This window comes from Nocardia brevicatena NBRC 12119, assembly GCF_000308495.1.
Taxonomy (GTDB): domain Bacteria; phylum Actinomycetota; class Actinomycetes; order Mycobacteriales; family Mycobacteriaceae; genus Nocardia; species Nocardia brevicatena.
Genome location: NZ_BAFU01000048.1, coordinates 22,553 through 46,435, shown reverse-complemented (window position 1 = coordinate 46,435; position 23,883 = coordinate 22,553). Strand labels below are relative to the sequence as shown.

Genomic DNA, 23,883 nt, shown 5'->3' with positions numbered 1-23,883 from the left:
AGCCACCGAGCACGGGCGATGTAGTTATCGAATATGCGTGCGATTCCCGACCGCCGAGAAGTCGAGCTTTCCGGATACTTTCTGTCGGAGGCCGATCGTATGGTTGGACGCATGACCGACATCGCTCCGCCGGCCGCATCCACGCGGACCGCGTTGGGCGACCCGCTATCGAGGAGTACGTCCTGACCGGCCGCAGGCCGGCATGTGTGGAGTGGGTTGAGACCAGGCACAACGATTTGCCACAGCTGGACCCGCGGTGGCGGACAACGCTGGACCTGTCAGGCGCATCTCGGCCTCGGATACGGGATCCGAAATGGGCGTTTGGTCTGTGCATTCGCCGTTCTCGTTGGAATGTGGGTTCGTTTCGGCGGAACTGGTGTTTGCGCTTCGGCGGGATGGGCCGCCGCCCGCACCAGAGTGTTCCGGTCTGCCGGAGTCGGCCGTAATGCCGGGCATGGCGTGCGGGAGTGAGCAGTTCTGCTGCGGTGAGCGTCTCGCACAGGGTCTGGCCGAGTGCTCCTATCCCGCCGATGAGGAGTTTGGCGCTGGGTTCGAGCCGGGTTGTCCGGAAGAGCATCCGATCGACCGCACCGTTGGCCGACTCCACGCTGCCCTTCAAATGCGGCGTATAGGCAGGCATGAGCGGCTACATCAGCTATCTGCCGACCTCCCGCCACCCTGCCGACCGGAACGAGAGCATTGGACCCCGAACCAGCCGGCAGAACAGCGAATTTCAGCCCAATCAGCCGGTCTGCGCCACTGATATCGAGGTAGGAATCAGCAACTGACATTATGGTGGGAACTCACACACGCCGAAACGCTGCGCAGCCCAGAACCCGCCGCGGAGCCATCCGACCCGGTACCGCGCATCCGCCATGAGGACACAGTTTGCGGCCGGTTCCCGACTGCAGCACAGCGGGCGTTCCAGGTGTTGACAACCGCTGTGCCCTACTGGTTTCCGGAGCGGCACCGATCTCGGCGTCGGGGCCGCGACCGTCGAACTGGTCGACGGTCTCGACGCCGGCGATGCTGTAGGCGCGGCGGGTGTTCGGCGAGCGGATCGTGTCCAGGAACTCTTCGGCCGACCCGCGCAGGGTGCGGGGTGCGGCGGTCAGGATCCGGGCCACCATCGCCGCCATCGGCCGGCCTTCCCCGGTTGCCCGGACGACAGCCCATTGTCCGGGTAAGCCCGGTCCGCGGACGGTATCGCGCCGCGCGAGTTGGATTGTTCAGTTGCGGACGCCGGTGGCGCGTTTGATGAGTGCGTCGAATGCGCGATCGGGCAGCAGCCATTTCACGAAGATCAACGGCTTGGCGCCGAACCCGACGATGTAGCGGGTCTTGGGGCGGCGGGCGGTGACGGCCTTGCCGATCGCGTCGGCGATCACCTGGGGCGAGGAGTTGCGCCGGGCACTGGCTTCCGAGCCGAGCGAGGCGGCCACGGCTTGGGCCTGGCCGGCGTAGGCGGTGTCGCCGGAGACCTTACGCAGGTGGTCGGCGGCGATGTCACCCCATTCGGTGGCGATGCCGCCGGGTTCGATCACCACGACGTTCACGCCGAACGGCTTCGCCTCCAGGCGCAGGCAGTCACTGAGCCCTTCCAGGGCGAACTTGGTGCCGTGGTACCAGCCACCGAGGGGGGTGTAGATCTTGCCGCCCATAGAGGTGATGTTGACGATCGTGCCGCTGCGCCGTTCGCGCATGTGCGGCAACACCAGCTGGGCCAGCCGCGCCGCGCCGAACACGTTGACCTCGAACTGGTAGCGCGCCTCGTTCAGCGGCACGTCCTCGATCGCACCATAGGAACCGTATCCGGCGTTGTTGACCAGCACGTCGATCCCGCCGGTCTCACTGACGACCTGAGCGATACCGACGGTCATCGACGCGTCGTCGGTGACGTCCATCGCCAGCGGCCTGATGCCGTCGGCAGCGAGTTTCTGCAGCCGGTCGGTGCGCCGGGCGGCGCCGTAGACGGTGTAGCCGAGGCCGGCGAGTGTGCGGGCGGTGGCCTCACCGATACCCGAGGAGGCACCGGTGACGAGCGCGGTCTTGGTGGTCATGTCGTCTCCTCGCAATAGAATGAATTATGGTTCATGTTATATGGTGAACTATAGTTCATGTTATTGGCAGGTATCGATCGACCATTGTGAGAGAAGTTTCATGAGCCGGCCCCGGACACCGCGCGCCGACGCGGTCCGCAACCGCACCAAGATCCTCGCTGCCGCCCGCGAGCAGATCACCGTCCACGGACCCGACACGGGAATGGATCGGATCGCCGCGGCGGCGGGAGTGGCGGTCGGCACCCTGTACAGGCACTTCCCGACCAAGACCGACCTGGTCGCAGCCGTCGTGATCGAATACGTCACCCAGGTCGCCGACGACGCCGAAGCTACGCGTGCGCGCGTGGAATCCGGTGCCTCGGCGCTCGACGAGCTGGCCGGATTCCTGGCCCGGGTCGTGGAGTTGACCGCCACCGATCAGGCCGCCAAAGTCGCCGCCGGCACTCTGGGTGCCGACACCGCGGCCGGCGTCGAGGAACAACGTGCCGGCACAGCGATGGCCGCACTCATACGGGCCGGGCAGGCCGACGGTGACATCCACCCCGATGTCACCGTCAGCGATATCTATCTGCTGTTCTCCACAGCCCCCACCGACCGGCCGAAATCCGCACGCGCCCGCTGGCTGGCCCTGGTGTTGCCCGGGCTGACCACCCACGCCCCACCCCCGGCGCGGCCTGAGTTTTGTCCGAGCATCTACCCAACGGACTGCGGTCCGAACCATGGCGGCCGGGCGTGATCCCCGGTCAGGACAGCGTGTCGTACACCCGCAGAGGCCGGTACCCGGCCGGGCCGAGCTGGGCGAGCTCGGCGTCGATGTCGACCTCGATGGCGCCGAAGAAGTTGATGTTCTCGCTGTGCGCCGGGGAGATATGGGCCAGGACCTCGTCGCCGGAACCGACCACCACATCACCACCGATCTCGATGCCGTACTCAGTGGTCGAACCCTTGGCGCGACCCTGAGACCGGACCTCCCTGACGCAATCGCCCACGCCGTGCACAGGTGATCGATATACTCGAAAACCTTTGTGTGGCTGCCAGTTTGATGGGAGTGCTCGTGCGATCGTGGCAACATTGTCTGGATGCGGCAGGGGTGCGCGACCGCGCGGCGCGTACCGACTATTCGGCGGCAGCGCGGTATCTGTGCCGCAGAGATTTCGCTGTCTGGGGGTCGGTGTGGGTGTTGTCTCCGCCGGAGAGCCGGCCGCACCTGGTCGCGGCGGTGGCATTGCTGCGCTACACCGACGACCTCAGCGACCGCGGCCCCGTCGAAGGGCGGACACAGCGATTCGAGGAATGGGCCGCCCACGTAGCGACCGGGTTGGATACCGGCAGTTCAGGGCATCGACTGTTGCGTCCGTATCTGCACTCCGCTGCTTTGTCGAACCCGTCACGCACGTGGATCGACGCGTATCTGGCGGGTACTCGTATCGACCTGGACTTCCCCGGATTCGCGGAAGAGGCGGACTACCAGCGCTATATCGACACGGTTGCGCTCCCGGCCGTGATGCTCCTCTCCGAGGCCATGCCCGGCCTGGTCCCAGGCCAAAACTTCATATCCTTGGCCCGTTCACTGGTCGACGGCGGGCAGCGGGCGGACTTTCTCACCGACATGTTCGATGATCTGCGGGACGGGCGGCTGTGCCTGCCGGTTTCCGACCTCGACCGGTACGGCGTGTCGCGGGCGGACCTGGAGCAGGGACGCGACACCCCTGGGGTGAAGGCGTTGATATCGGCCACGGCGAGTTCGGCACGCGGCTCTCTCGTGGCCGGTGAACGAATCCTCGGTGAAATAGCCCCGGAATACCGCGCATTTTTTCGTTTTGCGATTGGCGTGTTCCACCAGCGCCTGGATGACGTCGGGACTCGTGGGGCGGCTATCTTCCGCCACCCCTACCACGATGCGGTGGTGAGGTCGGTGGCGTTGGTGGCCCGTTGCCGGCGTATGGGTGCATCGACGAAAGCCCGCTCTGGCCACCCGGAACCCGACGGCCCGGCGCTGCAGCCGTCCTGAGCAGCGGCCGGTCACCACGGCTGCTGCTCCGCAACCAGCGCCTCGGCGACGGCCCATACACGCTGCACCGATTGTGGCACTCCGAGTTGACACACGCCGCGGAAGTGGGTGCGTCGACACCGGCGTTGGCGAAGCTTTCGGGACATGCGTCGGTGTGCAGCTTGGCCAAGTACACGCGGATGTCCGACGAGGGGCTGCCCCGGCGCCTGGGCCGCCTGTAGCGGTGGCGATGTCGAGTAGGGCGCGGGCTTAGAGCCTTGGCGGCTCGATCACCGCACGGTGGCGTCGGATGTCGGTGTGCCGACGAATGTCTCGGCCACGCCGAGCCATCGGGTGAGCGCGGCGGTCACCGCGCTTCGCGCAGGCCGTAATCGGTGCCCAGTCCGTCGCGCATGGCCTCACGCAATTCGTCCGGGGTGACCGGTGCGGAGCGGCCGGCCGGGGGTGTCGCGCGCATCGGGCTCAGACGGAACCACCCCGGTTCGACCCGCGAGATCTGGTAGGTGCCGATGCGTTCGTTGCGGCCGAAGACACCGTTGCCGTCGGGCGGGGAGTCCAACCGCACGTCGCCGACCACCCAGAACGAGACCGGCTCGTCGCCGGGGAACGGAATGTCGCAGGTCTTGCGCACGGCGCTGTGCCCACCGTCGCAGCCGAAGAGGTAGTCGGCGCGGATCGAAGCCGGGCCGGCCCATCGAGCAGGACCGCGACCCCGTCGTCGTCCTGGCGCAGGCTCACCACGGCGGTCGACCACACGATACTGGCGCCGAGTTCGGCCGCGCGTGCGGTGAGGATTCGCTCGGTTTCGTGCTGCGGCAGGATCAGCGCGGCGGGCCGGTCCGGATCGAACTGGTGCGGGTTCATCGGGATGCCGGAGAACAGGACGGCGGTCAGGTTCTTGCCGCGGCCGAGGAACTCTTCGATCAGCCCGCGTTGGGCGAAGATCTCGGCGCTACGAGCGTTGATGCCGGGTGCGCGCGACTCGCCGATGGTGCCTGTCGGGCGCCGCTCCACCACGACGACTTCGATTCCTGCGAGTCGCAATTCGGCGGCGAGCATAAGGCCGGTCGGGCCGGCGCCCGCAATGACGACTCGAGCCTGTGATGTCGAAATATCAGAGTTGAATAGGATCCCATGTAACTTTATATAGGGTCCTATGCAAAATAGTGTCATGGACACCACATCGATGCCCGGCACGGTCCGGCTGATCAACCGCGCAGCGCGCACGCTCGCACGCGACGGAGACGCCGCGCTCCGGCCCCTGGGGTTGCGGTACGCTCAGGTCCCGGTCCTGGCCTTGCTGCGTGACGGCGCCGAACTGACCCAGAAGGAGCTGGCCGAGGCCACCGGCATCGAGCAGCCCTCCATGGCCCAACTACTCACCCGGATGCACCGGGACAGGCTGATCCACCGCACACCGAATCCCCGCGACGCACGCAGCCGGATGATCACGCTCACCGACGAAGCCGCTGCGCATTCGACCGCGGCCCGCCGGCAGCTGGACGAACTCAACAGGCGGGCTGTCGCCGGATTCAGCGCCGCCGAAATCCGAACCCTCGAAGGACTGCTGACCCGGCTCAACAACAACCTCGACCGAGGGAAGGCCGGATCCGGCACAGGCGCAGAAGCCACTCCGCATTCCCGCGAGTGACCCGGATGTCATTGCCGACGTGCTGCGCCGACCACCGCCGCAGGCATATCCGCAAATCGCGCGAGCGAGCGGCATTCGAACACGCCGGTCCCCCATCGACATTATGGAATGTTCGAGGAAACGGCAGCGCACCGCGCGGTGCGCTGCCGCACAACGCGCCCGGCGGGAGAGCGACCGCCACCGTCGCCCGCATCCGGCACAGGCCCGGGGCCGATTCGCGGCGGAACTGGCGGCGATACTACGTGTGAGCCGTATCCGCCCGCCGGTGAGCCTCCTATTGCGTGCCGGACCTCGCCCGTGTCCCGGTCGTCTCCTCTCCGGGCCCGCCGAAGACGGCTTTCGGGAGGCGCGATCGAGTGAATGCCGCTTTCAGCCGGTTCCGTAACGGGGCGAGGGCGCGGAGGTCGATGTCATGGAGCGCCTCGACGAGCAGGCGTATGGGTTCGGCGCACGAGTCGTAGCGGGTATGGGGGTCCTTGGCGAGTGACCGGTGCAGGATCTCGTCGACCTCGGATGGAATCCAGTGTTGGCGCTCGGAGATCTCGGGCGGCCGATCGTGCAGGTGGGCCTGCGCGGTGGCCATGAGATTCGCGCGGGGGAAGGGTGGGCGGCCGGTGAGCAGCTCGATGGCCGAACAGGCCAGTGCGTATTGGTCCGTCGCCGGCGATACCGTGTCCGCCCGCAGCAGTTCCGGCGCGGCATACGGCACCGATACGACGATGAAACCGTTGGTGGCCAGAGGTGGTTCGGGCCGGTGTAACCATCGGGCCTGATCGAAGTCCGAGATCTTCACCGTCGCGGGTTCGTCGGCGCCCACCAACACATTCGCCGGTTTGATATCGAGATGGACCACGCCGTTGGCGTGCGCGAAGTCCAGACCCGCGGCGACCTGGGTCAACATGTGGAGCGCGCGTCGCAGATCCGGGCGCTGCCACGGCATCCGCACCACCATGGATCCCGTCGTACCCGCCACGTACTCGCGCGCCGACCACAGCCTGCCGTCGGTTTCACCGTGCGCGTACATCCGCACGATGGCGGGATGCCGCAGCGCGGACAGGATGTCGAACTCGTGCATGAACCGTGCCCGCGCCTCGGGTGACCGGCTGTCGACCGGACCCAGGATCTTCAGCGACACGGGCAGTGATCGTTGCGGGTCCTCGGCCAGATACACCTCGCTGCTGCCGCCATGCCCCAGCCGGGCCCGCACGACGAAGCCCGCGAACTGCTCCCCCGGCTCGAGTGCCATCACCGCCTCACCATAATCGAGCGGGCCTGTTCGCCACCTTCCCTGGAGTGGCCGGCCACTCGGCGCTACAGCAGCCGTCTCTGCACGACATCCGCGATAACCGTGGTGACGACATTGCCAACGGCATCGGTATCCGGCGGGGCGCCCTGCCGATCCGCGAACAGCAGGTGTCCGACCCCGATCAGCGAGAGTGCCAGCGAGTCGACATCGGCGTCGGCGGCGATGCGCCCCAGCTCACGCTCGTCGGCCAGATAGCGGGCGAGCATGGTGCCGGCCTCGGCCAGGACCGGGATCCCTCGGGCCGGACCGGTCTTTCTCAGCCGGGCACGCAGCTCGTCCCGGAAGACGACGAGCCCGACGATCGCCACGGCGACCGCGTCGAACAGGTTCATCAGCGCGTCGGTGAGGTTGGTGGCGACGGTGCCGGTCCCGGCGGATCGACGCAGGGCGACGGCCTGGTCCTCGAGCCGGGCGATGCGGTCTTGTACGAGTTCGACGAGGAAGGCATCGAAGTCGGCGAAGTGCCGGTGCAGGACTCCTTTGGCGACACCCGACTCGGTGGTGACCGCCCGGCTGGTCAGCGCGCTCGGCCCCTCGCGCAGCAGGACACGTTCGGCGGCGGCGAACAACTGTTGGCGCGCGTCGCGGATGTGCACCCCGGTAGGCACCGCGCCTCCTTTCATATCTCTCGGATCCCTTGCCGAGTGGGCATGCGCCCACTATGGTGGGCGCATGCCCACTCTATCCCATGGCCGCTCCCGTCCTCCCTATCGGGAACCGCACGAGCACCGGCGGATGGCCGAATCGTTCGGGGTGGACCCCGAGCGTTACGACCGGGCCCGGCCCCGCTATCCCGACGCACTGGTGGAACGGATCATCGCCGCCGCACCCGGCCTCGACGTACTCGACGTCGGCTGCGGCACCGGTATCGAGGCCCGTCAGTTCCAGGCGGCCGGCTGTACGGTGCTCGGCGTGGACCCCGACGCGCGAATGGCCGAGTTCGCTCGACGGACCGGCATCGAGGTGGAGGTGTCCACCTTCGAAGCGTGGGATCCCGCGAACCGCATGTTCGACGCCGTCGTCGCGGGGCAGCATGGCACTGGGTCGACCCGGTCGAAGGGGTGGCCAAAGCGGCGCGGATTCTGCGACCCGGCGGCCGCCTGGCGGTGTTCGGGCATGTATTCGACGCCCCGGCCGAGGTCACGGAAGCCCTCGCCGCGGCCTACCGGCGAGCGGTGCCCGACTCGCCGTTGCGCCTCCCGGCGACGGGCGGTGACCGGAAATCCATGACCGCCATGCAGATCTACCAGGCGATGTTCGCCAAGGCCGCCGACAGGATCCGACAGGCGGGTGGATTCGGGGATCCGGAGCAGTGGCGGTTCGACTGGGAGCAGTCCTACACCCGCGACGAATGGCTGGATCATCTCCCCACCACCGGCGCCCTCACCCAGCTCCCGCCGGACAAGCTGGCAGAGGTCCTGGACGCCGTCGGGGCCGCCGTCGACAAGGTCGGGGGCGGTTTCACCCTGCCGTACACCACACTGGCGGCCACCGCGGCGCGGGCCGATAACGCCTGAGCCGGCGTAACGGTCCCCCATCACGGCAGGGCCGTCGGCCCGGACTCCGACGACGAGTCCGTGAATGCCGGTAGCCTTGCGGGGAATTCTCCATCCGTCGGTAACCCGAATCCGAGGAGAGTCGGCGTATGACCCAGTTGGCGAGTTCCGGTGGCGACACTTCGGCCGACAATGTCGGCAGCCGGGGTGGCATTTCGGTCGCGCCGCGGCCGTATCGCCTCTCCGACGTGCCCGGACCGTTGGAAAGGGACGAACTCGAAAACCTCGACGCGTGGTGGCGCGCGGCCAACTATCTAGCGGTCGGGCAGATCTATCTGACGGCGAACCCGATGGTCCGCGAACCACTCGCGCCCGAGCACATAAAACCCCGGCTGCTCGGCCATTTCGGCACGGTGCCCGGCCTCAACCTGGTATGGGTACACGCCAACCGTGCGATCGTGGCGCGGGACCTGCACGCGGTGTTCGTCGCCGGTCCCGGGCACGGCGGCCCGGGGCCGAACGCCTGCGCCTGGCTGGAAGGCACCTACTCCGAGCTCTACAGCCACGTCTCCCAGGACTACGAGGGCATGCGCGCGCTGTTCGCCCAATTCTCCTACCCCGGCGGTGTCCCCAGCCACTGTGCTCCGGAGACGCCCGGTTCGTTCCACGAAGGTGGTGAGCTGGGATATTCGCTGCTGCACGCCTTCGGCGCCGCACTGGACAATCCGGATCTGACGGTGTTCTGCGTCGTCGGCGACGGCGAAGCCGAGACCGGACCGCTGGCGACCAGCTGGCATGCGAACAAGTTCCTCAACCCCGCCCGTGACGGCGCGGTACTGCCGATCCTGGCGCTCAACGAATACAAGATCGCCAACCCCACGCTGCTCGCCCGCATTCCGCAGTCCGAATTGGATTCCCTGCTACGCGGATACGGGTACGAACCCATCCTGGTGGCGGGGCGTGACCCGGCGACGGTCCACCAACAATTCGCGGCCGCGATGGACACCTGCCTGGAACGGATCGGGCAGATCCAGCGCGCCGCCCGCGGCGAGGATGGTGACCACGACCGCCCGCACTGGCCGATGATCGTGCTGCGCACGCCCAAGGGATGGACCTGTCCGCCACAGGTCGACGGTGATCCGGTGGAAGGAACGTTCCGTGCCCATCAGGTGCCGCTGCCCGCCGCACGCACCGACGCCGAACACCGTGCGGTGTTGGAACAGTGGTTGAAGTCGTATCGGCCCGAGGAGCTGTTCGACGAGACGGGCGCCCCGGTATCGGAGCTGGCCCGCCTCGTTCCGGTGGGCGAGCGACGGATGAGCGCCAATCCGGTGAGCAACGGCGGCGCGCTGGTTCGCGATCTGCGACTGCCGGACTGGCGCGAATTCGGGGTGGCGGTGCCCGCACCGGGCGCGAGCCACCACGAGGCGACCCGAGTGCTCGGCGGCTGGCTGCGCGAGGTGACAGCACGCAATCCGCACAATTTCCTGACCTTCGCCCCCGACGAACTGGCCAGCAACCGACTCCAGGCCATTCTCGAGGTCACCGGCCGCAACTGGCAGGCCGAGATCGGCGAATTCGACGTGGGACTCGACCGCACCGGACGGGTAATCGAGGTGCTGTCCGAGCATATGTGCCAGGGGCTACTGGAAGGTTACCTGCTCACCGGGCGGCACGGCGTTTTCACCTGCTACGAAGCGTTCATCCATATCGTGGACGCGATGTTCAACCAGCACGCCAAATGGCTGGACGCCAGCGCGGCGGTACCGTGGCGGCGGCCCATCGCGAGCCTGAACTATCTGCTGTCGTCGCATGTCTGGCGCCAGGACCACAATGGGTTCACCCACCAGGATCCCGGTTTCCTCGACGTGGTGCTCAACAAGAAAGCCGAGATCGTGCGGGTATACCTGCCGCCGGACGCCAATACCCTGCTGTCCACGTTCGACCACTGCCTACGCTCGCGCCACTATGTCAATGTGGTCGTGGCCGGCAAACAGCCACAGGCCGACTGGCTTTCGGTGGCCGACGCCGAGCTGCACTGCGCGCGGGGGGCCGGTATCTGGGAGTGGGCCGGGCACAACGACGAAACGGCGACCACCCCCGATGTCGTACTGGCCTGCGCCGGTGATGTCCCGACGCTGGAAACCCTCGCCGCCGCCGCGATTCTGCGGGAACGGCTGCCGTGGTTGCGCATCCGGGTGGTCAATGTCGTCGATCTGATGCGGCTGCTGCCGAGCGAGGAGCACCCGCACGGGCTACCCGACAGCGAGTTCGACACCCTGTTCACCCGCACCGCGCCGGTGATCTTCGCCTTCCACGGCTATCCCTGGTTGATCCACCGACTCACCTACCGGCGGACCAACCACGAGGGCCTGCACGTGCGCGGATACAAGGAACGCGGCACCACGACGACACCGTTCGATATGGTCATGCTCAACGACCTGGACCGCTACCACCTGGTGATGGATGTCATCGACCGGGTGCCCGCACTGCGGGAGCAGGCCGCGGGATTACGCCAGGAGATGGTGGACGCCCGCAGACGGGCCCGCACCTGGACCCGGGAGCACGGCGAGGACATCCCCGAGGTGGCGAACTGGACCTGGCCGGGGTGATGCGGCTCGATACGCCGGTCGGCCCGATGCGGACGTATCGCAGACGCAAAACTCGCACGGCTGCGCCGCACCGTGGATATGGCGCTGCGCTTGTGACGGGGCAACCGATCCCGAGGGCCGGCCGGCCTCTACAGGCAGGCTGATCCGAGATTGATGCCGGTACCGACGTTCACCGTGGTGGAACCCTCCGATACGGGCGTGTAATTGCCACCGACGTACCTGGCCCGCACCACATGTTGTCCGGTGGTGGCGGGCGTCCAGTCGACAGTTGCGGTGAGGGAGGGTCCGGTCGTCGGCGTCGCGCGGTTCACCGTCGGGGTGATGGTGCCGAGGAAGTGCCGGTCGTCCCAGAACTCCACTGGCGGAATATCACGGCCCAGACCGAGCGCGGAACTGCCCGCCACCGTGGCCTTCACCTGCACTGCGCACCCGGCGCGAAGCCGACCACCGCCTGATCCGAAACGGTTGGACCGCAACATATTCGACTCACATCCGAAGAACTGACGACTCGGGACACTAGCCACCGAAGTATTCTTTCGATTTTTCTTGATAAAAACCATAGTAGTATAGATACCAGCCGTTCCGCGGGTTGTTCATGCTGTCTGCGATTTTGATGCGGGCTTCTTGCCGAGATATTTCTCCGGCAATATAACTATTGTAGGCACCCTTGGCAGCATCATCAAGCGGAATATCCGGGCCGTCATTGTCCAGAATCTCCTGTCGTACCTGAGCGGATACCATCTGAGCCGCGGCTTCATTCAAAAATGAAAAGTATATTTGTTCTTTGATCCACTGCACGCGTGACATTCCTTTTTGTGGAGGCATTCCCGGATGATATACCGTTTCGGAACTCTTGCGTGCATGTCCGGTTTCATGTGCGAGAATAGCTGCCAGCTCTTTGTCATTTCCTCTCACGCCGATGTCGATATTGATCACTTTTCCCTCTCCGTCGGTGGAAGAAAGGCTGTCTTTCGGTCCCCATCGAATGATCCATCCATCCGCGTCGAGCTCACGCAAGTTTTCCGTCAGCGTGGGAGACATTCCGACAAGCGCCGCTACTTCCTCGACCGGTCCCTCATATAATTCAGGCAACTGACCTTCGGTACTGTCGCTTACCAGGAGGAAGTCGCCCCACGCTGCGGCAGTTATCGGCCACACGATCCTCGAAACACGCTTCCACAGGATCCTCGAAGCATCCTGGTGATCGGCATTGATCGCCCCGGAAGCCACACCGCGCAGCTTGTCACGGTCGGCCCTGTAGCGGGTTGCGACGCTCGCGCCGGCCCGCCCCAGCAGGTTGCTGGTATGGCGGGTCATTTCCCTGGCGAGATGCGCGATCCAACTCATGACGTCTCGTGCACGCTGATCGCGCGAAGCATTCTGGATCCGGCGGTGAACTGCAGATACAGCGTCCTGGGACCGTGTGATTCCCAAAACGAGACGACTCCCTCGGGCGGTATCCGAGGATTGACGCCGACCTGTTCGGAGGAAAGGCGGAAACAGCTCGCGAGATCGGCCTGGGCGATCCGGCACCCCGCCGAGGCATCCGTGATCACCAAGCCCGGCGGGCGATCCGCCGATACCGCGGGTCCGCGGAAGGTGATTGCAGAAAACGAGCCCGCCTCCGGATACGCCGCGAACTCCCGCATATAAGGATTGCCGCAGGCCACCTCGAACAGCGTGACCGCGCACGCCTCGGAGACGGACTCCGGCGTGAACCGGTCCGGCACTGCCAGAATCCGATCGACGATCCGACGGACCTCGCCGACAGGCCCCGGCGTCATGAGGCGCCTCGACGAGCGGCCGGCAAAGCCCGTTCACTCACCCCTGACAGCGCAAGCGCACGCGAAGGCAAACGGAATAATCCGACATCGCTCGCGATCGGACACACGATCTTCAAGGAACCGGTGGTAGCGATGCCATATCGGAGACCGACACCTACAAAAGCCTCGACCACCAAGTCCACCTTGCTCCCGGAACGGACATACAGGGCACTGAAGATCGGTGGCCCTGGCACCGCGGGGCGTCTCCCGCGAGAGGAACCAGTATCGCCGGGCGACTGCAGTTCACGCACGCGATTCTCGCTGATCCTCGTGTATTGCCCCCATGACCTCATAGCCCCGCCATTCCGACATTCTGCCTCGCGCCAGGGTACCTACTGTTCCGCAGAACAGCGAACTTCCAGACTGGGCCACTTCCCAGCGCCGAAAAGACCGAGGGTGGCGCACCGCGAATGAGGCAAATCGAACCGCCCCAGCGGAACGGGTCATCCAGTGCAGCGATGTCCGGAGCATCGTCGGCGAAACCGCTCCAACTCACTGTCCATGGCGGCCGGCCAGTCCAAGAACTCTGGGACATACTGATCGCGCTCATGCCGGCGCAGCTTCGCGGCGCTCAGAGAACGGAGAGGACATACCCGAGGTGGCGAACCGGACCTGGCCGGGATGACCCGGCTGCCGGCGCTACCCGATACCGAGCACCCGCAGCGCGTTCTGTTTGAAGATCAGCGGCTCGACCTCGGGTTTGATGTCGAGCTTCCAGAAATCTGCCATCCAACGGTCTACTTGGATGACGGGGAAGTCCGATCCGAACAGGACTTTCCGCCGCAATATCGTATTCGCGGCCTTGACCAGCTGCGATGGGAAGTACTTCGGTGACCACCCGGACAGATCGAGGTAGACGTTCGCCTTATGGGTGGCGATGGAGATCTGCGCATCGACCCACGGTATGGCGGGGTGGGCCATGATGATGGTCAGATCGGGGAAGTCGGCGGCGACATCGTCGAGCAGCATGGGATCCGAGTAGCGCAACTTGATGCCGTGTCCACCGGGCAGTCCCGCGCCGATACCGGTCTGCCCGGTGTGGAACAGCGCCGGCACACCGGCCTCGGTGAGCGCCTCGTACAGGGGGTAGTAGCGCCGGTCGTTCGGTTCGAAGCCCTGCAAACTGGGGTGGAACTTGAACCCCTTGACGCCGTATTCGTCGACCAGTCGGCGCAGCCGTTTCACCGCGGCCTTGCCCTGCAACGGGTCGACCGAGCCGAAGGGAATGAGCACATCGTTGTTCTCGGTTGCCAGTTCGGCGATCTCCTCCACCGAATTCGGGTCGTGTCCGGTGGCCGACCGGGCGTCGATGGTGAACACAACGGCAGCCATGTTCCGCTGCCGGTAATGCTCGGCGATCGAGGTGATAGTGGGGGTACGTTCCTCGCCGGATTTGAAGTACTTCTCCGAGGCGGCCATCAGGTCGTCGTCGAGCGAGCGGTGTCCGCAACCGTCGATCTCGACGTGGGTGTGGATATCGATGGCGTCGAGCGCATCGAAATCGATTCCGTATTCGTAGCGGGTCATTGTCGGATTGCCTTTTCGTTGTGGATGTACTCGGTGCACCGGGCGTCCGCCGTCGACGGTGGATACCACTCCCGAGAACGGATCATCGGGTGCGGCGCGTCCACGTTCACCCTGCCCGCACCGCGACGGCGTCCAATGCTGCCGCGATACGGGCGGCGGTTTCGGTGACACCGTCGGGGTCCACGACCACGCTCAGGTCGAGGACATCGGCGACAGGTTCGCCTTTGACGATTCGCTTGACGGGGACCTCGAGGCGTTTCCCGGTGCGGTTGCGCGGCACCGACGGAACGATCACGACGTGATCGGGAACGTGCCGCGGCGACAGCCGGGCACGCAGGGTACGTCGTACCTCGGCCTCGACCTCCTCGGGCACGAGATCGGGGCGCGCCAATGCCAGTGCCAGTACGAGTCGGCCCATACCGCTGTCGTCCTCGAAATGCAGTACCAGGCTGTCGGCGATATCGGGCGAGGCGTCGAGCACGGCGTAGAACTCGGCGGTGCCGATACGGACACCGCCGCGGTTGAGGGTCGCATCGGAGCGGCCGGTGATCACCCAGGTGTCGCGCTCGGTGTGGATCAGCCAGTCGCCGTGTCGCCACATCCGGTCGTACATGTCGAAGTAGCTCGCCCGGTAGCGTTCGAACCGGGGGTCGCCCCAAAAGAAGACGGGCATGGACGGCATCGGCCGGCGCACGACGAGTTCGCCAGGGACACCGTGGACGGGCTCACCGTGCGGATCGAGTGCTTCGACGTCGACTCCGAGCGGGCGAGACGACATTTCGCCGGCGTGGACGGCGACGAGCGGTGAACCACCGAGGAAGGCGGTGCACACATCCGTGCCCCCGGAGGTGGAGGCCAGCAACAGCGACCGGCCGACGGCGTCGTAGACCCAGCCCGCGACATCCGGTGCCAGTGAGGAACCGGACGAGGTGATCTCCCGCAAACGGCTCAGATCCCATCGGTGGCCCGGGGTCAACTGCGCGTGGGCGCACGAGGCGAGGTAGCCGGCGCTGGTACCCAGGAAGGTGGCGCCGGTTTCGGCCACGATCGCCCACTGTGACCACGCTCCGTCGAGCGTCGGCCAGGACGGATCTCCGTCCATCACGACGATCGCGGTCCCGACCAGGAGCGACGAGACCATCAGGTTCCACACCATCCATCCGGTGGTGGTGTGGTAGAACGCGATATCGTCGCGCCCCAGGTCCTGATGCAGACCCACGGACTTGCAGTGTTCGAGCAGCAGGCCACCGTGACAGTGCACGATGGCCTTGGGACGACCGGTGGTTCCGGAGGAGAACAGGACCACGAGAGGGTGGTCGAAGGGCACCGATTCGGTGACGATCGGTCCCGCCTCGCCGACGAACTCGCCATATGCGAGCACCCCGTCCGGGCACACGGGCGTCGGGTCGAGGTAGCCGAGAAGGACGAACCGGGCCGATGGCAGCGACCGGCGCAGTTCGGCGAGTTCGGCACCGCGGGAGATGGTTTTCGTGCCCCACCGGTAGCCATCGACGGCCAGCACGACGGCGGGGTCGAGCTGTCCGATTCGTTCGAGCACGGCGGTCGCCCCCATCTCCGGCGGGACCGAACACCAGATGGCACCGAGACCGACGGTGGCGAGGTAGGCCGCGACGGTTTCCGGAATACTGGGCAGGTACCCGGCGACTCGATCACCGCGGTCCACCCCCAACCGGATGAGCCCGCGTTGGATGCGGCCGATCTCCTCGAGCAGCCGTTCCCCACTCCAGTCGGTACTACCGGTGGTCTGGCTGCGGGAGTAGACGGCGATCCGGTCCGGGCGTGTGCTCAGTTCACGGACGGCGTGTTCCGCGTAGTTCAGCCGGGCACCGGGGAACCATTGCGCACCCGGCATGGTGCGGGAACCGAGGACGGTTTGGTAGGGACTATGGGATCGGATGGCGAATTCGTCCCATACCGCGGCCCAGAATTCGTCGAGGTGATCGACCGACCACTGCCATGCGTCGTGGTAGGACGTGAAGACGGTGCCGGTCCGGTGTTCGAGATCGAGCAGAAAGCGACCGATACGGCTTCGCGGCCAGTCGGTTTTCGGTGGGGCGTGCCGCAGCAGGGTACCAGCGGTGGTAGCAGGCTTCATCGAACGCCCGTCCTCAGTGCTTGTGCGAGGTGTCGTGGGCGCCGACCGGCGCGGCACCGGAGACGCTGTGGGTGATCCACCCCATCAGCCCGGCCGCGGTGTCGAATGCGGGCGCGCGTTCGACACCGGACCACACGGTTTCCGGACGGCACTGCAGCAGCAATAGGTTGCGGCCGGGTTCGAGTTCCTCGTCGATGGCGAACTCGATATCCTGCGGGGCACCGTGCATGGTTTCGAGCCTGCGGCCCAGTTCGGCGAGGGCGAGCACCTCGTCGTCGTCGAGACACAGTGCGCCGATCCGGTCGTCCGGCACCTTTCGAGGGGCGTCGCCCCGTCGGTATTCGATGCGTTTGTCCCCCACCACTCGCTCGACGACGGTCATACCGATCTTGTCGACGAGGAACCGGTCCGGGGTGATCTCGCCGCCGACGACGGCCAACCCGAGGCCCCACCCGGCCTCGAGCACGATGGTGGAACGGTCCCCGGTGGTCGGGCTGATGGTGAACATGACCCCGGCCGAACGGGCACGGACGGTTTTCTGCACCACCACGGCCATCTCGATATCGTTCGGGTCGATGCTCTTCTCGGCCAGGTAGGACAACACGCGCCCGGAATAGACACTGACATAGCACTTGTGCACATGCGCGAGTACCGCGTCGGCGCCGACGATGTCGATCCAGGTTTCGAACTCACCGGCGAAGCTGGCGCCGACCGAGTCTTCGGCCGTGGCGCTCGAGCGCACGGCCACGGCGATACCGTCCACTGCGGTGGTGGCGCACAGATCCGCGTAGGCGCCGCGCACGGCGGCGGCGACATCGGCGGGCAGGGACACCGATTCGAACAATGCGGCGATCTTGCGGTCGGCCTCGTCGAACGCGTCCTGGTTCCGGCTACCGCCGAGTTCGTCGAGGATCGCCGTCAACTGCGCGCGTACCGTGCCCTGGTCGAGGAAGGCGCGGTAGGCCTGGGCGGTGACGGCGAAGCCCGGGGCGACGGGCAGGCCGGCGGCGGTCATATCGGCAAGACTCGCCGCCTTGCCTCCGGTCCGGCGCACATCGCGACAGTCCGAGGTCCCGAAATCACAGGTGTACATGGTTGTTCCCTCAGTCGATGGAAGAAGTGCCGAGTTCGCTCAGTACGGTGACGGTGCCCGCCTTGCCGTCGATGCGTACCCGCTCTCCGGTGGTCAGGCGGGCGGTGGCGAACCCGGTCCCCACGACCGCGGGGATGCCGTATTCGCGGCATACGATCGCCGCGTGGCTCATCATGCCGCCGATATCGGTGATCACACCGGCCGCGACGGCGAACGCCGCGGCCCATGAGGGTGCGGTGATCGGCGCCACGAGGATCTCGCCGGGCTGCAGCAGAGCCAGATCCGCTTCGTTGCGCAGGACCCGCACCGGGCCTTCGACCACACCGAGAGAGCCGGGCACGCCGCTGAGCCGGTCGGATCCGGAACTCGAACCGAGCCAGTCGGCGACCCGCTCGGTGGTGACCCCGTAGTTCATGACCGCGAACGGGTCGGTGACCTGCTCGGGTGGGATACCGTACGCGGGCGGTGCGCCGTGCGCCCGGAGCGCGGCGACGATACCGCGACGCTTGGCGATCTCGGCCTGCCAACGCCGGCGGCCACGTGGTTCGACCCCGATCGCCCAGGATTCGACCACATCGAACAGCACTTGGTCGAGCTCGAACCGGTTGAGGTAGAACACATCATCACGCTCGGTGGTGAAGCCCGCGGCGAGCAGGAAGTCACCGAGCTCCCACACCTTCTGCCAGAACACATTGTGGCTCCAGTGCTCGACATAGATATTGTGCTCTTCGATAAAGGGGAACACTTTGCGCGCCAGCGCGAGGAGTTCATCGAATTGCGCGGCCTCGCGCGGCTGCAACAGGTCGCGGTAGCCGGTGACGATTTCGTCGCGGTCGGCCCGCAATTGCTCCACAGGGCGGGAAATATCCTCCCCGGCCGCGATTTTGGCGGCATATCGGGCGATACCCTGCAGGGGGATCGCCGGATTCGACGCCCACGTGTCCTGATCGTGCGTGAAGCCGTACTCGGCGAAATAGTCGAACCAGGGGCTCTCGGCCGCATCGTACCGGGACAGCCAGGCCCGACCGTTGTCCGTCTCGGCCATCGCCGCGAACACCTGCTCCGGTGATCGGCCCGAGGTGAGGATGTCGACAACGCCGAGGTCGTGCGCGGCCTTCGCGAGTGCGCGTAACTCGTCGTCGGGGCGGAAGGCGAGCACGTCGATACCCGCCACCATCCGGGCGATCGTCTGCTCGCTGATCAGTGGGAATGCCTGCTTGCAGAATTGGAAGAAGGTGATGTAGCCGCCGTAGCCGAGGTTGAGGAACTCGAAATGGTACTGCCACACCAGAAAGAACTCGTCGATCAGGCGGTGGTAGTTCTCGATGATGTTCCACGAGGTGGAGCGGCCCCGGGCCTCGGTAACGACCTCGAGCGGATCGTACTCCGCCAATGGCGGGAAGGAGATCTCCCGCAGGGAGGCGATGGCCGCTTCCATCTTGGTCTTCCACTTGGCGTACAGCTCGTCCCAGTGGGTGTAGTAGTGGCCGGCGCGCTGCTGGAAATGTTGGGTGCGCTCGGCGATCCTGGCCGGATCGTCGACAGCGATCGGAGAGATGTAGACATAGCCGTTGACCACGCGCACATCGAGTCCGAGGGAGACGGGGAGAGCGAAGATCCGGGTGCTGTTCTGTCCGGCACCGAGATAGACGGCCTCGGCCACGATGCTGTCGAACGGATGACAGCCACGCGACCAGTGCATGGTGTCGGCGAACCAGAAGCGCGAGTTCTCGACCTCCGCGGTTTCCTCGCTGGGGACGAGGAAGTACGGGTACATCGATTGCCACCCTTCGGCGCCCGCCGGGGTGACTGCTTCGTCGAAGAACGCGAAGCGGGTGGCGGGGGTGGTCGGGTTCTGGGGCTGGGTAACGGTCATGCCCGAGTTCCTTCGGAGGCGATGGGAAGATAGGGAGACAGTCGGGTGAAAAGTTCCGCCACGTCGGTGGCGACGAGGTCGGGTCGACGCTGCGGTGGCAGAGAGTCCAGGACCGCGGCGTCGATGGCGCCGGAGAGCACCGATACGTTGTGAGCGCCCATGGCTCGGGCCAGATCGATCTCGGCGGTGGCATCACCGACCACGGTGACGTGATCGGGGTCGGTGGCCAGTCGACGCAGGAGAGTCTCGCCCAGCGCCGAGGACGGTTTGCCGAGGACGACGGGAGTGGTACCGGTGGCCCACGCGACGGCGTGTGCCACCGCTGCCGAGATCGCCACGGATTTACCCAGGCCGCCGTGGAACCATGGCGACCCGACCGTGGTGTAGAAGGGGGCACCGGCGTCTACCGCCAGCGCGGCGGCATTGATCGCGGTCGTGTGATAGTTGTCGGCGGCACCGACTACCACCACCTCGGCGATCGTGGCGGTATCGGCCGGGTCGACGAGTTCGACACCGCGCGCGATCAGCGGCTCGGTCAATCCCAGATCGCCGACGGCCAGGACCCGAGTGCCGGGATGGTGCTCGGCGAGGTAGTCCGCCGCGGCGCTGCCGGCGGTGACGAAATCGCGGTCGGCCACATCGATCCCGTTGTCACGCAGGTGCTGCGCATAGTATGCGGGGGGCCGCTGGGAGGCATTGGTGCAGATGATCACGGCATGTCCGGCCGCGCGTAACGCCGCGACGAATCGGCCTGCGTTCGGCATGGCGGTTCCCCCGGCGCCGCCGGCGCGGGCGGTGCGCATCAGGCATCCGTCGACGTCGAGCACCCATGCGCGGGTTGTCGTCAAGAATGCGTCGGTCATCGCGGGGCCACCCCGGTGGCAGTGCGGCGGAGGGAGAAGTGCATATCTTTCGTACTCATTTCGATATGGGCGACGGTCGAGCGGTCCCCGATCGCGCCGAGTAGCCGTGTGACGGTCCTGGCCGGCGAGGTGGTCTCGGCGGCCACCATGGCATCGACCTGTTCGGCCGGCATCACCGCACGCAACAGCAGCTCCTCGTCGGAGAGGGTGTGGCCGAATCGGCGACGCAGGTCGGCGACGGTGATATCGGCGCCGGCGGAGTTGTCCTGTTGTCCGCGGGCAGTGGACATGGCCCGGTCGAGCACATCGTGGTTCACCGGCCCCGGAAGCGGCCCGAAGTCGCCGCGGAGCAGGTCGATCACCTCGTCGGACATCTGTTCGTAGCGCTTGCCGGTAATGACGTTGAGCGTGGCCTGAGCGACGATGTACTGGGCGAACGGCGTCATCACGATCGGCCAGCCCAGGTCCTCGCGAACCTGCACGGCTTCCTCGATGACGGCATCGAACAGCTCCGGGCGGCGAATTTCGGCGAGCTGGCGTCGAGTGGTGGACTGTACGCCACCGGGAATGGTGTGCCGGTAGTACGCCTCGTCATATTCGTTGACCGTGGCCACCGGCAGGTTCTTCATCTTCGCCTGGCGGCGCAGATATGCCGAGGCCTCGGCCATCGCGTCCAGGTCCACGTCGACGGTGTGGCCGCGGGCGCGCAGATTGGCGACCAGGCGTTGGGCTTCGGGGTGCGAGGCGCCGTTCGCCAGCGGCGGCAGCGCACAGTGGATGGTGCCGATACCCAGGTCCGCGGCGTCGAGAACGGTGAGCGGCGATACTCCCGTGGTGCTGTGCGAGTGGATTTCGTCGAGTTTCTTGGAGCGCAGCCGCGACTGCAGCAGCGGCACCAGGGTGCGTAGCCGATCCGGGGTGAGCAGGCCGGAGGGGTCCTTGAGATAGATCGAATCGATCGCGGCGCAGTCGTCGAGTTCGGCGATACGCTCGGCGAAATGTTCGTCGGTGTGCACCGGACTGGTGGTGTAGCAGATTCCCCCGATGACCTCCTCGAAGCCCACCCGCTTGGCCATCTCGGCGGTGCGGGCGGCGCCGGCCATATCGTGCATCGGATCGATCACCCACAGCCGGCTGACACCGTTGCGGGCGAGCAGGGTGAATGCCAGCTCGAATACCGCGTCGGGTGTGCGGTGGAAGGTGATGAACCGCTTGCCGGTGGTCAGGAAGCCCAGGGGGGTGTTCGGAGTGCGGTCGCGGGCGGCGCGGATACGCTCCCACGGGTTCTCGCGGTGGTAGCGCACGGCCGTGGCCATCAGGGTGCTCGAGGCCAGTTCCAGCGCACGGTAGCCGACCCGGTCCATTAATGGGGTGACACCTTCGACCATCCGGGTGGTGATTCCGGTCGCGCCCCAGATGCTCTGGTTGCCGTCCCGCAGGGAGACATCGACCAGTTCGACGTGGGTCATCGCGGCTGTCCTTCCTCCAGGGTGTGTTCCAGCCATCTGGTGGTGACCGAGTTGGCCAGATAGTCCGGATGTGCGGTGATACGGCTCAGCAGCGGCAGTGACGTGGTCACCCCACCGATCTCGAAACCGTCCAGTGCCTGCCGCATCCGGGTGATCGCCGCCGAACGGCTCTGCCCCCAGGTGATGAGCTTGCCCATCAACGCGTCATAGAACGGCGGGAACCGGTAGCCCTCGTAGATATGGGAATCGAGTCGGATACCCCCACCGACCGGTGGTCGCCACCGCTCGACGTGGCCGGGCGAGGGGGCCAGTCCGCGAGTGGGATCCTGGGCGGTGATCCGACATTCGACGGCGTGGCCGGCCACGGTGATGTCGGACTGAGTGAACGACAGCGGCTCGCCCAGGGCGACCAGAATCTGCTCGCGCACCAGGTCGATACCGGTGACGGCTTCGGTGACCGGATGTTCGACCTGCAGCCGCGGGTTGACCTCGAGGAAGGCCAGGCGGTCGCGGTCGACATCGTAGAGGAATTCCACGGTCCCCAGTCCCACGTAGTCGAGAGCGTCGGCGATCTTCAACGCGGCGGCGTGCAGCAGGGCGCGGCTCGCCTCCGGCAAGGCGGCGCAGGGCGATTCCTCGACGACCTTCTGGTAGCGGTACTGCACCGAGCATTCCCGCTCCCCCAAGTGGACCCGGTGACCGTGCCGGTCACCGAGGATTTGGACCTCGACGTGTTTGGCGTCCTCGACATAGCGCTCGAGGAAGACCGTGCCGTCACCGAACGATGCCGCGGCCTCCGCGGACGCCACCCGCCAGGCGTCGGCGAGTTCGGCGGCGTGCCCCACCCGCTTCATCCCGCGCCCACCGCCACCGTGCGCGGCCTTGATCAGCAGGGGATAGCCGATCGACTCGGCGAGCCGCGTCACTTCCTCGAGGGTATCGGCGGTCCCGCCGGCCGATACCGGGACATCGACCGATTCGGCCAGCGCCCGAGCGCTGAGCTTGTCCCCGAGAGCCTCGAGCGCCTCCGGTTGCGGTCCGATGAATGTCAGACCGTTGTCGGCGCACAGGCGGGCAAAGGCGGGTCGCTCGGACAGGAAACCATAGCCGGGGTGCACAGCGGTGCATCCCGTCGACAGTGCGGCGTGCACGATGGCGTCGGCATCGAGATAGCTGTCGGTGGCTCGCGGGCCTCCCACTGTGACGATCCGTCCGGCGCGCCGGGCGGCCAGGGTGGTCCGATCGGCGGACGATACCCCCAAGACAGTGTCGAACCCCAGACGGTCACAGGCCTCGATGATCCGCACCGCGATCTCACCCCGGTTCGCGACGAAGATCCGGGAGCTCATGCGATCGGCCTGATCGCGAACAGTGCCTGGCCGAATTCGACGAGCTCGCCATCGGAGGCGTAGACGGCTGTGACCTCTCTCCGCACACCGGCCGGTACCGAGTTCATCAGTTTCATCACTTCGACGATGCACAGCACCGAGTCGGCAGCGACCTTGTCACCCACCTGCACGAAGGCCGGCTCGCCCGGCTTCGGGGCGCGGTAGAACGTGCCCAGCATGGGAGCGGTGATCACGACATCCTCGGCGGCCGGCGTTATCGGCGTCCGCGCCGGGTCGGTGTGTTCGACCTCGGCGACCACCGGGGAGCTCGGCTGCTGCGTATGAGTCGGGGCGGGGCGGCGCTCCTCCGCTTCGCGGGCGGTAACGGGCCCGCGGCGAACCAGTAGACGCGTATCACCTTTCTCGAAACGGAACTCGGTGAACTCGGTTTTATCGAGTTGCTCGATGATGGCCGCGAGTTCCTCGAGGTCGAAATCCATGAGGGGAGACCTTCCTGATATGCAGATACCCGGGGCAGGACGCTGACGCCGGAACCCGGAGGTACAGACCACGGCCATTGGCCGATGTGGTACTGGTCACCGTCAGTGAACGTACCCAGAAGTTCTCCACTAGGCAATAAATTGTGCAACAA

The 23,883-nt window shown here is 66.2% G+C and carries 23 protein-coding genes and 1 pseudogene; 6 read left to right on the top strand and 18 right to left on the bottom strand.

Features of this window, described 5'->3' with window-relative positions; genetic code table 11:
* Nucleotides 1–803: 803 nt before the first annotated feature.
* Together ON20_RS10430 and ON20_RS10425 are read right to left on the bottom strand one after the other, a co-directional pair.
* Entirely contained in the window at nt 804–1,139 is a 336-nt protein-coding gene (locus ON20_RS10430) for a hypothetical protein (protein ID WP_040834928.1), read from the bottom strand.
* Nucleotides 1,140–1,229: 90 nt separating this feature from the next.
* Nucleotides 1,230–2,060 carry an oxidoreductase gene (locus ON20_RS10425; RefSeq protein WP_040834927.1) on the bottom strand — a complete coding sequence of 277 codons (831 nt, stop codon included), beginning with the start codon at nt 2,058–2,060 and terminating at the stop codon, nt 1,230–1,232.
* A gap of 100 nt (nt 2,061–2,160) precedes the next feature.
* Here ON20_RS10425 and ON20_RS10420 point away from each other — a divergent pair, with 100 nt between their 5' ends.
* Nucleotides 2,161–2,796, top strand: coding sequence for a TetR/AcrR family transcriptional regulator (locus ON20_RS10420; RefSeq protein WP_083864816.1), 636 nt, complete (start codon nt 2,161–2,163; stop codon nt 2,794–2,796).
* 7 nt (nt 2,797–2,803) lie between these two features.
* Here ON20_RS10420 and ON20_RS10415 read toward each other — a convergent pair whose 3' ends face one another.
* Nucleotides 2,804–3,058 (bottom strand): transposase, encoded by a 255-nt coding sequence (locus ON20_RS10415; protein ID WP_218002490.1) that lies wholly within the window; start codon nt 3,056–3,058, stop codon nt 2,804–2,806.
* A 29-nt stretch (nt 3,059–3,087) separates the two neighbouring features.
* On the opposite strand from ON20_RS10415, the gene ON20_RS10410 reads away from it, so the two are divergent.
* Nucleotides 3,088–4,071: a squalene/phytoene synthase family protein gene (locus ON20_RS10410; protein ID WP_157228779.1), complete on the top strand. Its 984-nt coding sequence runs from the start codon at nt 3,088–3,090 to the stop codon at nt 4,069–4,071.
* Nucleotides 4,072–4,417: 346 nt separating this feature from the next.
* Here the strand turns inward: ON20_RS10410 and ON20_RS39840 are convergent, their stop codons facing one another.
* Nucleotides 4,418–4,825 carry an FAD-dependent monooxygenase gene (locus tag ON20_RS39840; protein ID WP_218002489.1) on the bottom strand — a complete coding sequence of 136 codons (408 nt, stop codon included), beginning with the start codon at nt 4,823–4,825 and terminating at the stop codon, nt 4,418–4,420.
* An 8-nt stretch (nt 4,826–4,833) separates the two neighbouring features.
* Nucleotides 4,834–5,130, bottom strand: a pseudogene (locus ON20_RS40495) (FAD-dependent monooxygenase); the annotation flags it as partial.
* 112 nt (nt 5,131–5,242) lie between these two features.
* Between ON20_RS40495 and ON20_RS10400 the strand changes: the two are divergent.
* Nucleotides 5,243–5,722, top strand: coding sequence for a MarR family winged helix-turn-helix transcriptional regulator (locus tag ON20_RS10400; RefSeq protein ID WP_040834925.1), 480 nt, complete (start codon nt 5,243–5,245; stop codon nt 5,720–5,722).
* A gap of 274 nt (nt 5,723–5,996) precedes the next feature.
* Here the strand turns inward: ON20_RS10400 and ON20_RS10395 are convergent, their stop codons facing one another.
* Complete coding sequence (locus tag ON20_RS10395; protein WP_051162119.1) at nt 5,997–6,968, bottom strand: serine/threonine-protein kinase; 972 nt, start codon at nt 6,966–6,968, stop codon at nt 5,997–5,999.
* A gap of 65 nt (nt 6,969–7,033) precedes the next feature.
* A complete protein-coding gene (locus tag ON20_RS10390; protein ID WP_040834939.1) occupies nt 7,034–7,636 on the bottom strand; it encodes a TetR/AcrR family transcriptional regulator in 603 nt (200 codons plus the stop codon).
* A gap of 64 nt (nt 7,637–7,700) precedes the next feature.
* Between ON20_RS10390 and ON20_RS10385 the strand changes: the two genes are divergently transcribed.
* The 3 genes from ON20_RS10385 to ON20_RS10380 all read left to right on the top strand — a co-directional run bounded on the left by ON20_RS10385 (nt 7,701) and on the right by ON20_RS10380 (nt 11,136).
* A complete protein-coding gene (locus ON20_RS10385; protein WP_245547159.1) occupies nt 7,701–8,258 on the top strand; it encodes a class I SAM-dependent methyltransferase in 558 nt (185 codons plus the stop codon).
* Nucleotides 8,255–8,545 carry a hypothetical protein gene (locus tag ON20_RS38695; protein WP_245547158.1) on the top strand — a complete coding sequence of 97 codons (291 nt, stop codon included), beginning with the start codon at nt 8,255–8,257 and terminating at the stop codon, nt 8,543–8,545. Before ON20_RS10385 ends, ON20_RS38695 begins: the two co-directional genes overlap by 4 nt.
* 128 nt (nt 8,546–8,673) lie before the next feature.
* Nucleotides 8,674–11,136 (top strand): phosphoketolase family protein, encoded by a 2,463-nt coding sequence (locus ON20_RS10380; RefSeq protein ID WP_083864815.1) that lies wholly within the window; start codon nt 8,674–8,676, stop codon nt 11,134–11,136.
* 128 nt (nt 11,137–11,264) lie between these two features.
* Here ON20_RS10380 and ON20_RS10375 read toward each other — a convergent pair whose 3' ends face one another.
* The 11 genes from ON20_RS10375 to accB all read right to left on the bottom strand — a co-directional run bounded on the left by ON20_RS10375 (nt 11,265) and on the right by accB (nt 23,731).
* The gene (locus tag ON20_RS10375) at nt 11,265–11,552 is read right to left on the bottom strand and encodes a hypothetical protein (RefSeq protein WP_218002488.1); all 288 of its coding nucleotides are present in this window, start codon (nt 11,550–11,552) and stop codon (nt 11,265–11,267) included.
* 100 nt (nt 11,553–11,652) lie between these two features.
* Nucleotides 11,653–12,483 (bottom strand): hypothetical protein, encoded by an 831-nt coding sequence (locus ON20_RS36250; protein WP_157228776.1) that lies wholly within the window; start codon nt 12,481–12,483, stop codon nt 11,653–11,655.
* Nucleotides 12,480–12,920 carry a hypothetical protein gene (locus ON20_RS10370; RefSeq protein ID WP_040834923.1) on the bottom strand — a complete coding sequence of 147 codons (441 nt, stop codon included), beginning with the start codon at nt 12,918–12,920 and terminating at the stop codon, nt 12,480–12,482. The genes ON20_RS36250 and ON20_RS10370 overlap by 4 nt, the downstream gene beginning before the upstream one ends.
* Nucleotides 12,921–13,598: 678 nt before the next feature.
* Nucleotides 13,599–14,486 carry a 4-hydroxyphenyl-beta-ketoacyl-CoA hydrolase gene (couO, locus tag ON20_RS10365; RefSeq protein ID WP_040834922.1) on the bottom strand — a complete coding sequence of 296 codons (888 nt, stop codon included), beginning with the start codon at nt 14,484–14,486 and terminating at the stop codon, nt 13,599–13,601.
* A 106-nt stretch (nt 14,487–14,592) separates the two neighbouring features.
* Nucleotides 14,593–16,602, bottom strand: coding sequence for an acetoacetate--CoA ligase (locus ON20_RS10360; RefSeq protein WP_051162118.1), 2,010 nt, complete (start codon nt 16,600–16,602; stop codon nt 14,593–14,595).
* Nucleotides 16,603–16,615: 13 nt separating this feature from the next.
* Nucleotides 16,616–17,656 carry a PEP/pyruvate-binding domain-containing protein gene (locus ON20_RS10355; protein WP_157228775.1) on the bottom strand — a complete coding sequence of 347 codons (1,041 nt, stop codon included), beginning with the start codon at nt 17,654–17,656 and terminating at the stop codon, nt 16,616–16,618.
* Between the two features lie 49 nt (nt 17,657–17,705).
* Nucleotides 17,706–19,571: a PEP-utilizing enzyme gene (locus ON20_RS10350; protein WP_040834920.1), complete on the bottom strand. Its 1,866-nt coding sequence runs from the start codon at nt 19,569–19,571 to the stop codon at nt 17,706–17,708.
* Entirely contained in the window at nt 19,568–20,434 is an 867-nt protein-coding gene (locus tag ON20_RS10345; RefSeq protein ID WP_051162115.1) for an HAD-IIA family hydrolase, read from the bottom strand. Before ON20_RS10345 ends, ON20_RS10350 begins: the two co-directional genes overlap by 4 nt.
* Nucleotides 20,431–21,903 carry an acetyl-CoA carboxylase gene (locus tag ON20_RS10340; RefSeq protein WP_040834919.1) on the bottom strand — a complete coding sequence of 491 codons (1,473 nt, stop codon included), beginning with the start codon at nt 21,901–21,903 and terminating at the stop codon, nt 20,431–20,433. The genes ON20_RS10345 and ON20_RS10340 overlap by 4 nt, the downstream gene beginning before the upstream one ends.
* Entirely contained in the window at nt 21,900–23,252 is a 1,353-nt protein-coding gene (locus ON20_RS10335) for an acetyl-CoA carboxylase biotin carboxylase subunit (protein WP_040834918.1), read from the bottom strand. Before ON20_RS10335 ends, ON20_RS10340 begins: the two co-directional genes overlap by 4 nt.
* The gene (gene accB / locus ON20_RS10330) at nt 23,249–23,731 is read right to left on the bottom strand and encodes an acetyl-CoA carboxylase biotin carboxyl carrier protein (RefSeq protein ID WP_040834917.1); all 483 of its coding nucleotides are present in this window, start codon (nt 23,729–23,731) and stop codon (nt 23,249–23,251) included. Before accB ends, ON20_RS10335 begins: the two co-directional genes overlap by 4 nt.
* Between the last annotated feature and the right edge of the window lie 152 nt (nt 23,732–23,883).

Excerpts from the sequence above, each read along its gene's own strand:
- ON20_RS10370 (WP_040834923.1), bottom strand. The coding sequence starts at position 12,920 with ATGACGCCGGGGCCTGTCGGCGAGGTCCGTCGGATCGTCGATCGGATT.
- ON20_RS10430 (WP_040834928.1), bottom strand. The coding sequence starts at position 1,139 with ATGGCGGCGATGGTGGCCCGGATCCTGACCGCCGCACCCCGCACCCTG.
- ON20_RS10380 (WP_083864815.1), top strand. The coding sequence starts at position 8,674 with ATGACCCAGTTGGCGAGTTCCGGTGGCGACACTTCGGCCGACAATGTC.
- ON20_RS10425 (WP_040834927.1), bottom strand. The coding sequence starts at position 2,060 with ATGACCACCAAGACCGCGCTCGTCACCGGTGCCTCCTCGGGTATCGGT.
- ON20_RS10350 (WP_040834920.1), bottom strand. The coding sequence starts at position 19,571 with ATGACCGTTACCCAGCCCCAGAACCCGACCACCCCCGCCACCCGCTTC.
- ON20_RS10400 (WP_040834925.1), top strand. The coding sequence starts at position 5,243 with ATGGACACCACATCGATGCCCGGCACGGTCCGGCTGATCAACCGCGCA.
- couO (WP_040834922.1), bottom strand. The coding sequence starts at position 14,486 with ATGACCCGCTACGAATACGGAATCGATTTCGATGCGCTCGACGCCATC.
- ON20_RS10360 (WP_051162118.1), bottom strand. The coding sequence starts at position 16,602 with ATGAAGCCTGCTACCACCGCTGGTACCCTGCTGCGGCACGCCCCACCG.
- ON20_RS10340 (WP_040834919.1), bottom strand. The coding sequence starts at position 21,903 with ATGACCCACGTCGAACTGGTCGATGTCTCCCTGCGGGACGGCAACCAG.
- ON20_RS10335 (WP_040834918.1), bottom strand. The coding sequence starts at position 23,252 with ATGAGCTCCCGGATCTTCGTCGCGAACCGGGGTGAGATCGCGGTGCGG.
- ON20_RS10395 (WP_051162119.1), bottom strand. The coding sequence starts at position 6,968 with ATGGCACTCGAGCCGGGGGAGCAGTTCGCGGGCTTCGTCGTGCGGGCC.
- ON20_RS10385 (WP_245547159.1), top strand. The coding sequence starts at position 7,701 with ATGCCCACTCTATCCCATGGCCGCTCCCGTCCTCCCTATCGGGAACCG.
- ON20_RS36250 (WP_157228776.1), bottom strand. The coding sequence starts at position 12,483 with ATGAGTTGGATCGCGCATCTCGCCAGGGAAATGACCCGCCATACCAGC.
- ON20_RS10345 (WP_051162115.1), bottom strand. The coding sequence starts at position 20,434 with ATGACCGACGCATTCTTGACGACAACCCGCGCATGGGTGCTCGACGTC.
- ON20_RS10420 (WP_083864816.1), top strand. The coding sequence starts at position 2,161 with ATGAGCCGGCCCCGGACACCGCGCGCCGACGCGGTCCGCAACCGCACC.
- ON20_RS38695 (WP_245547158.1), top strand. The coding sequence starts at position 8,255 with ATGACCGCCATGCAGATCTACCAGGCGATGTTCGCCAAGGCCGCCGAC.
- accB (WP_040834917.1), bottom strand. The coding sequence starts at position 23,731 with ATGGATTTCGACCTCGAGGAACTCGCGGCCATCATCGAGCAACTCGAT.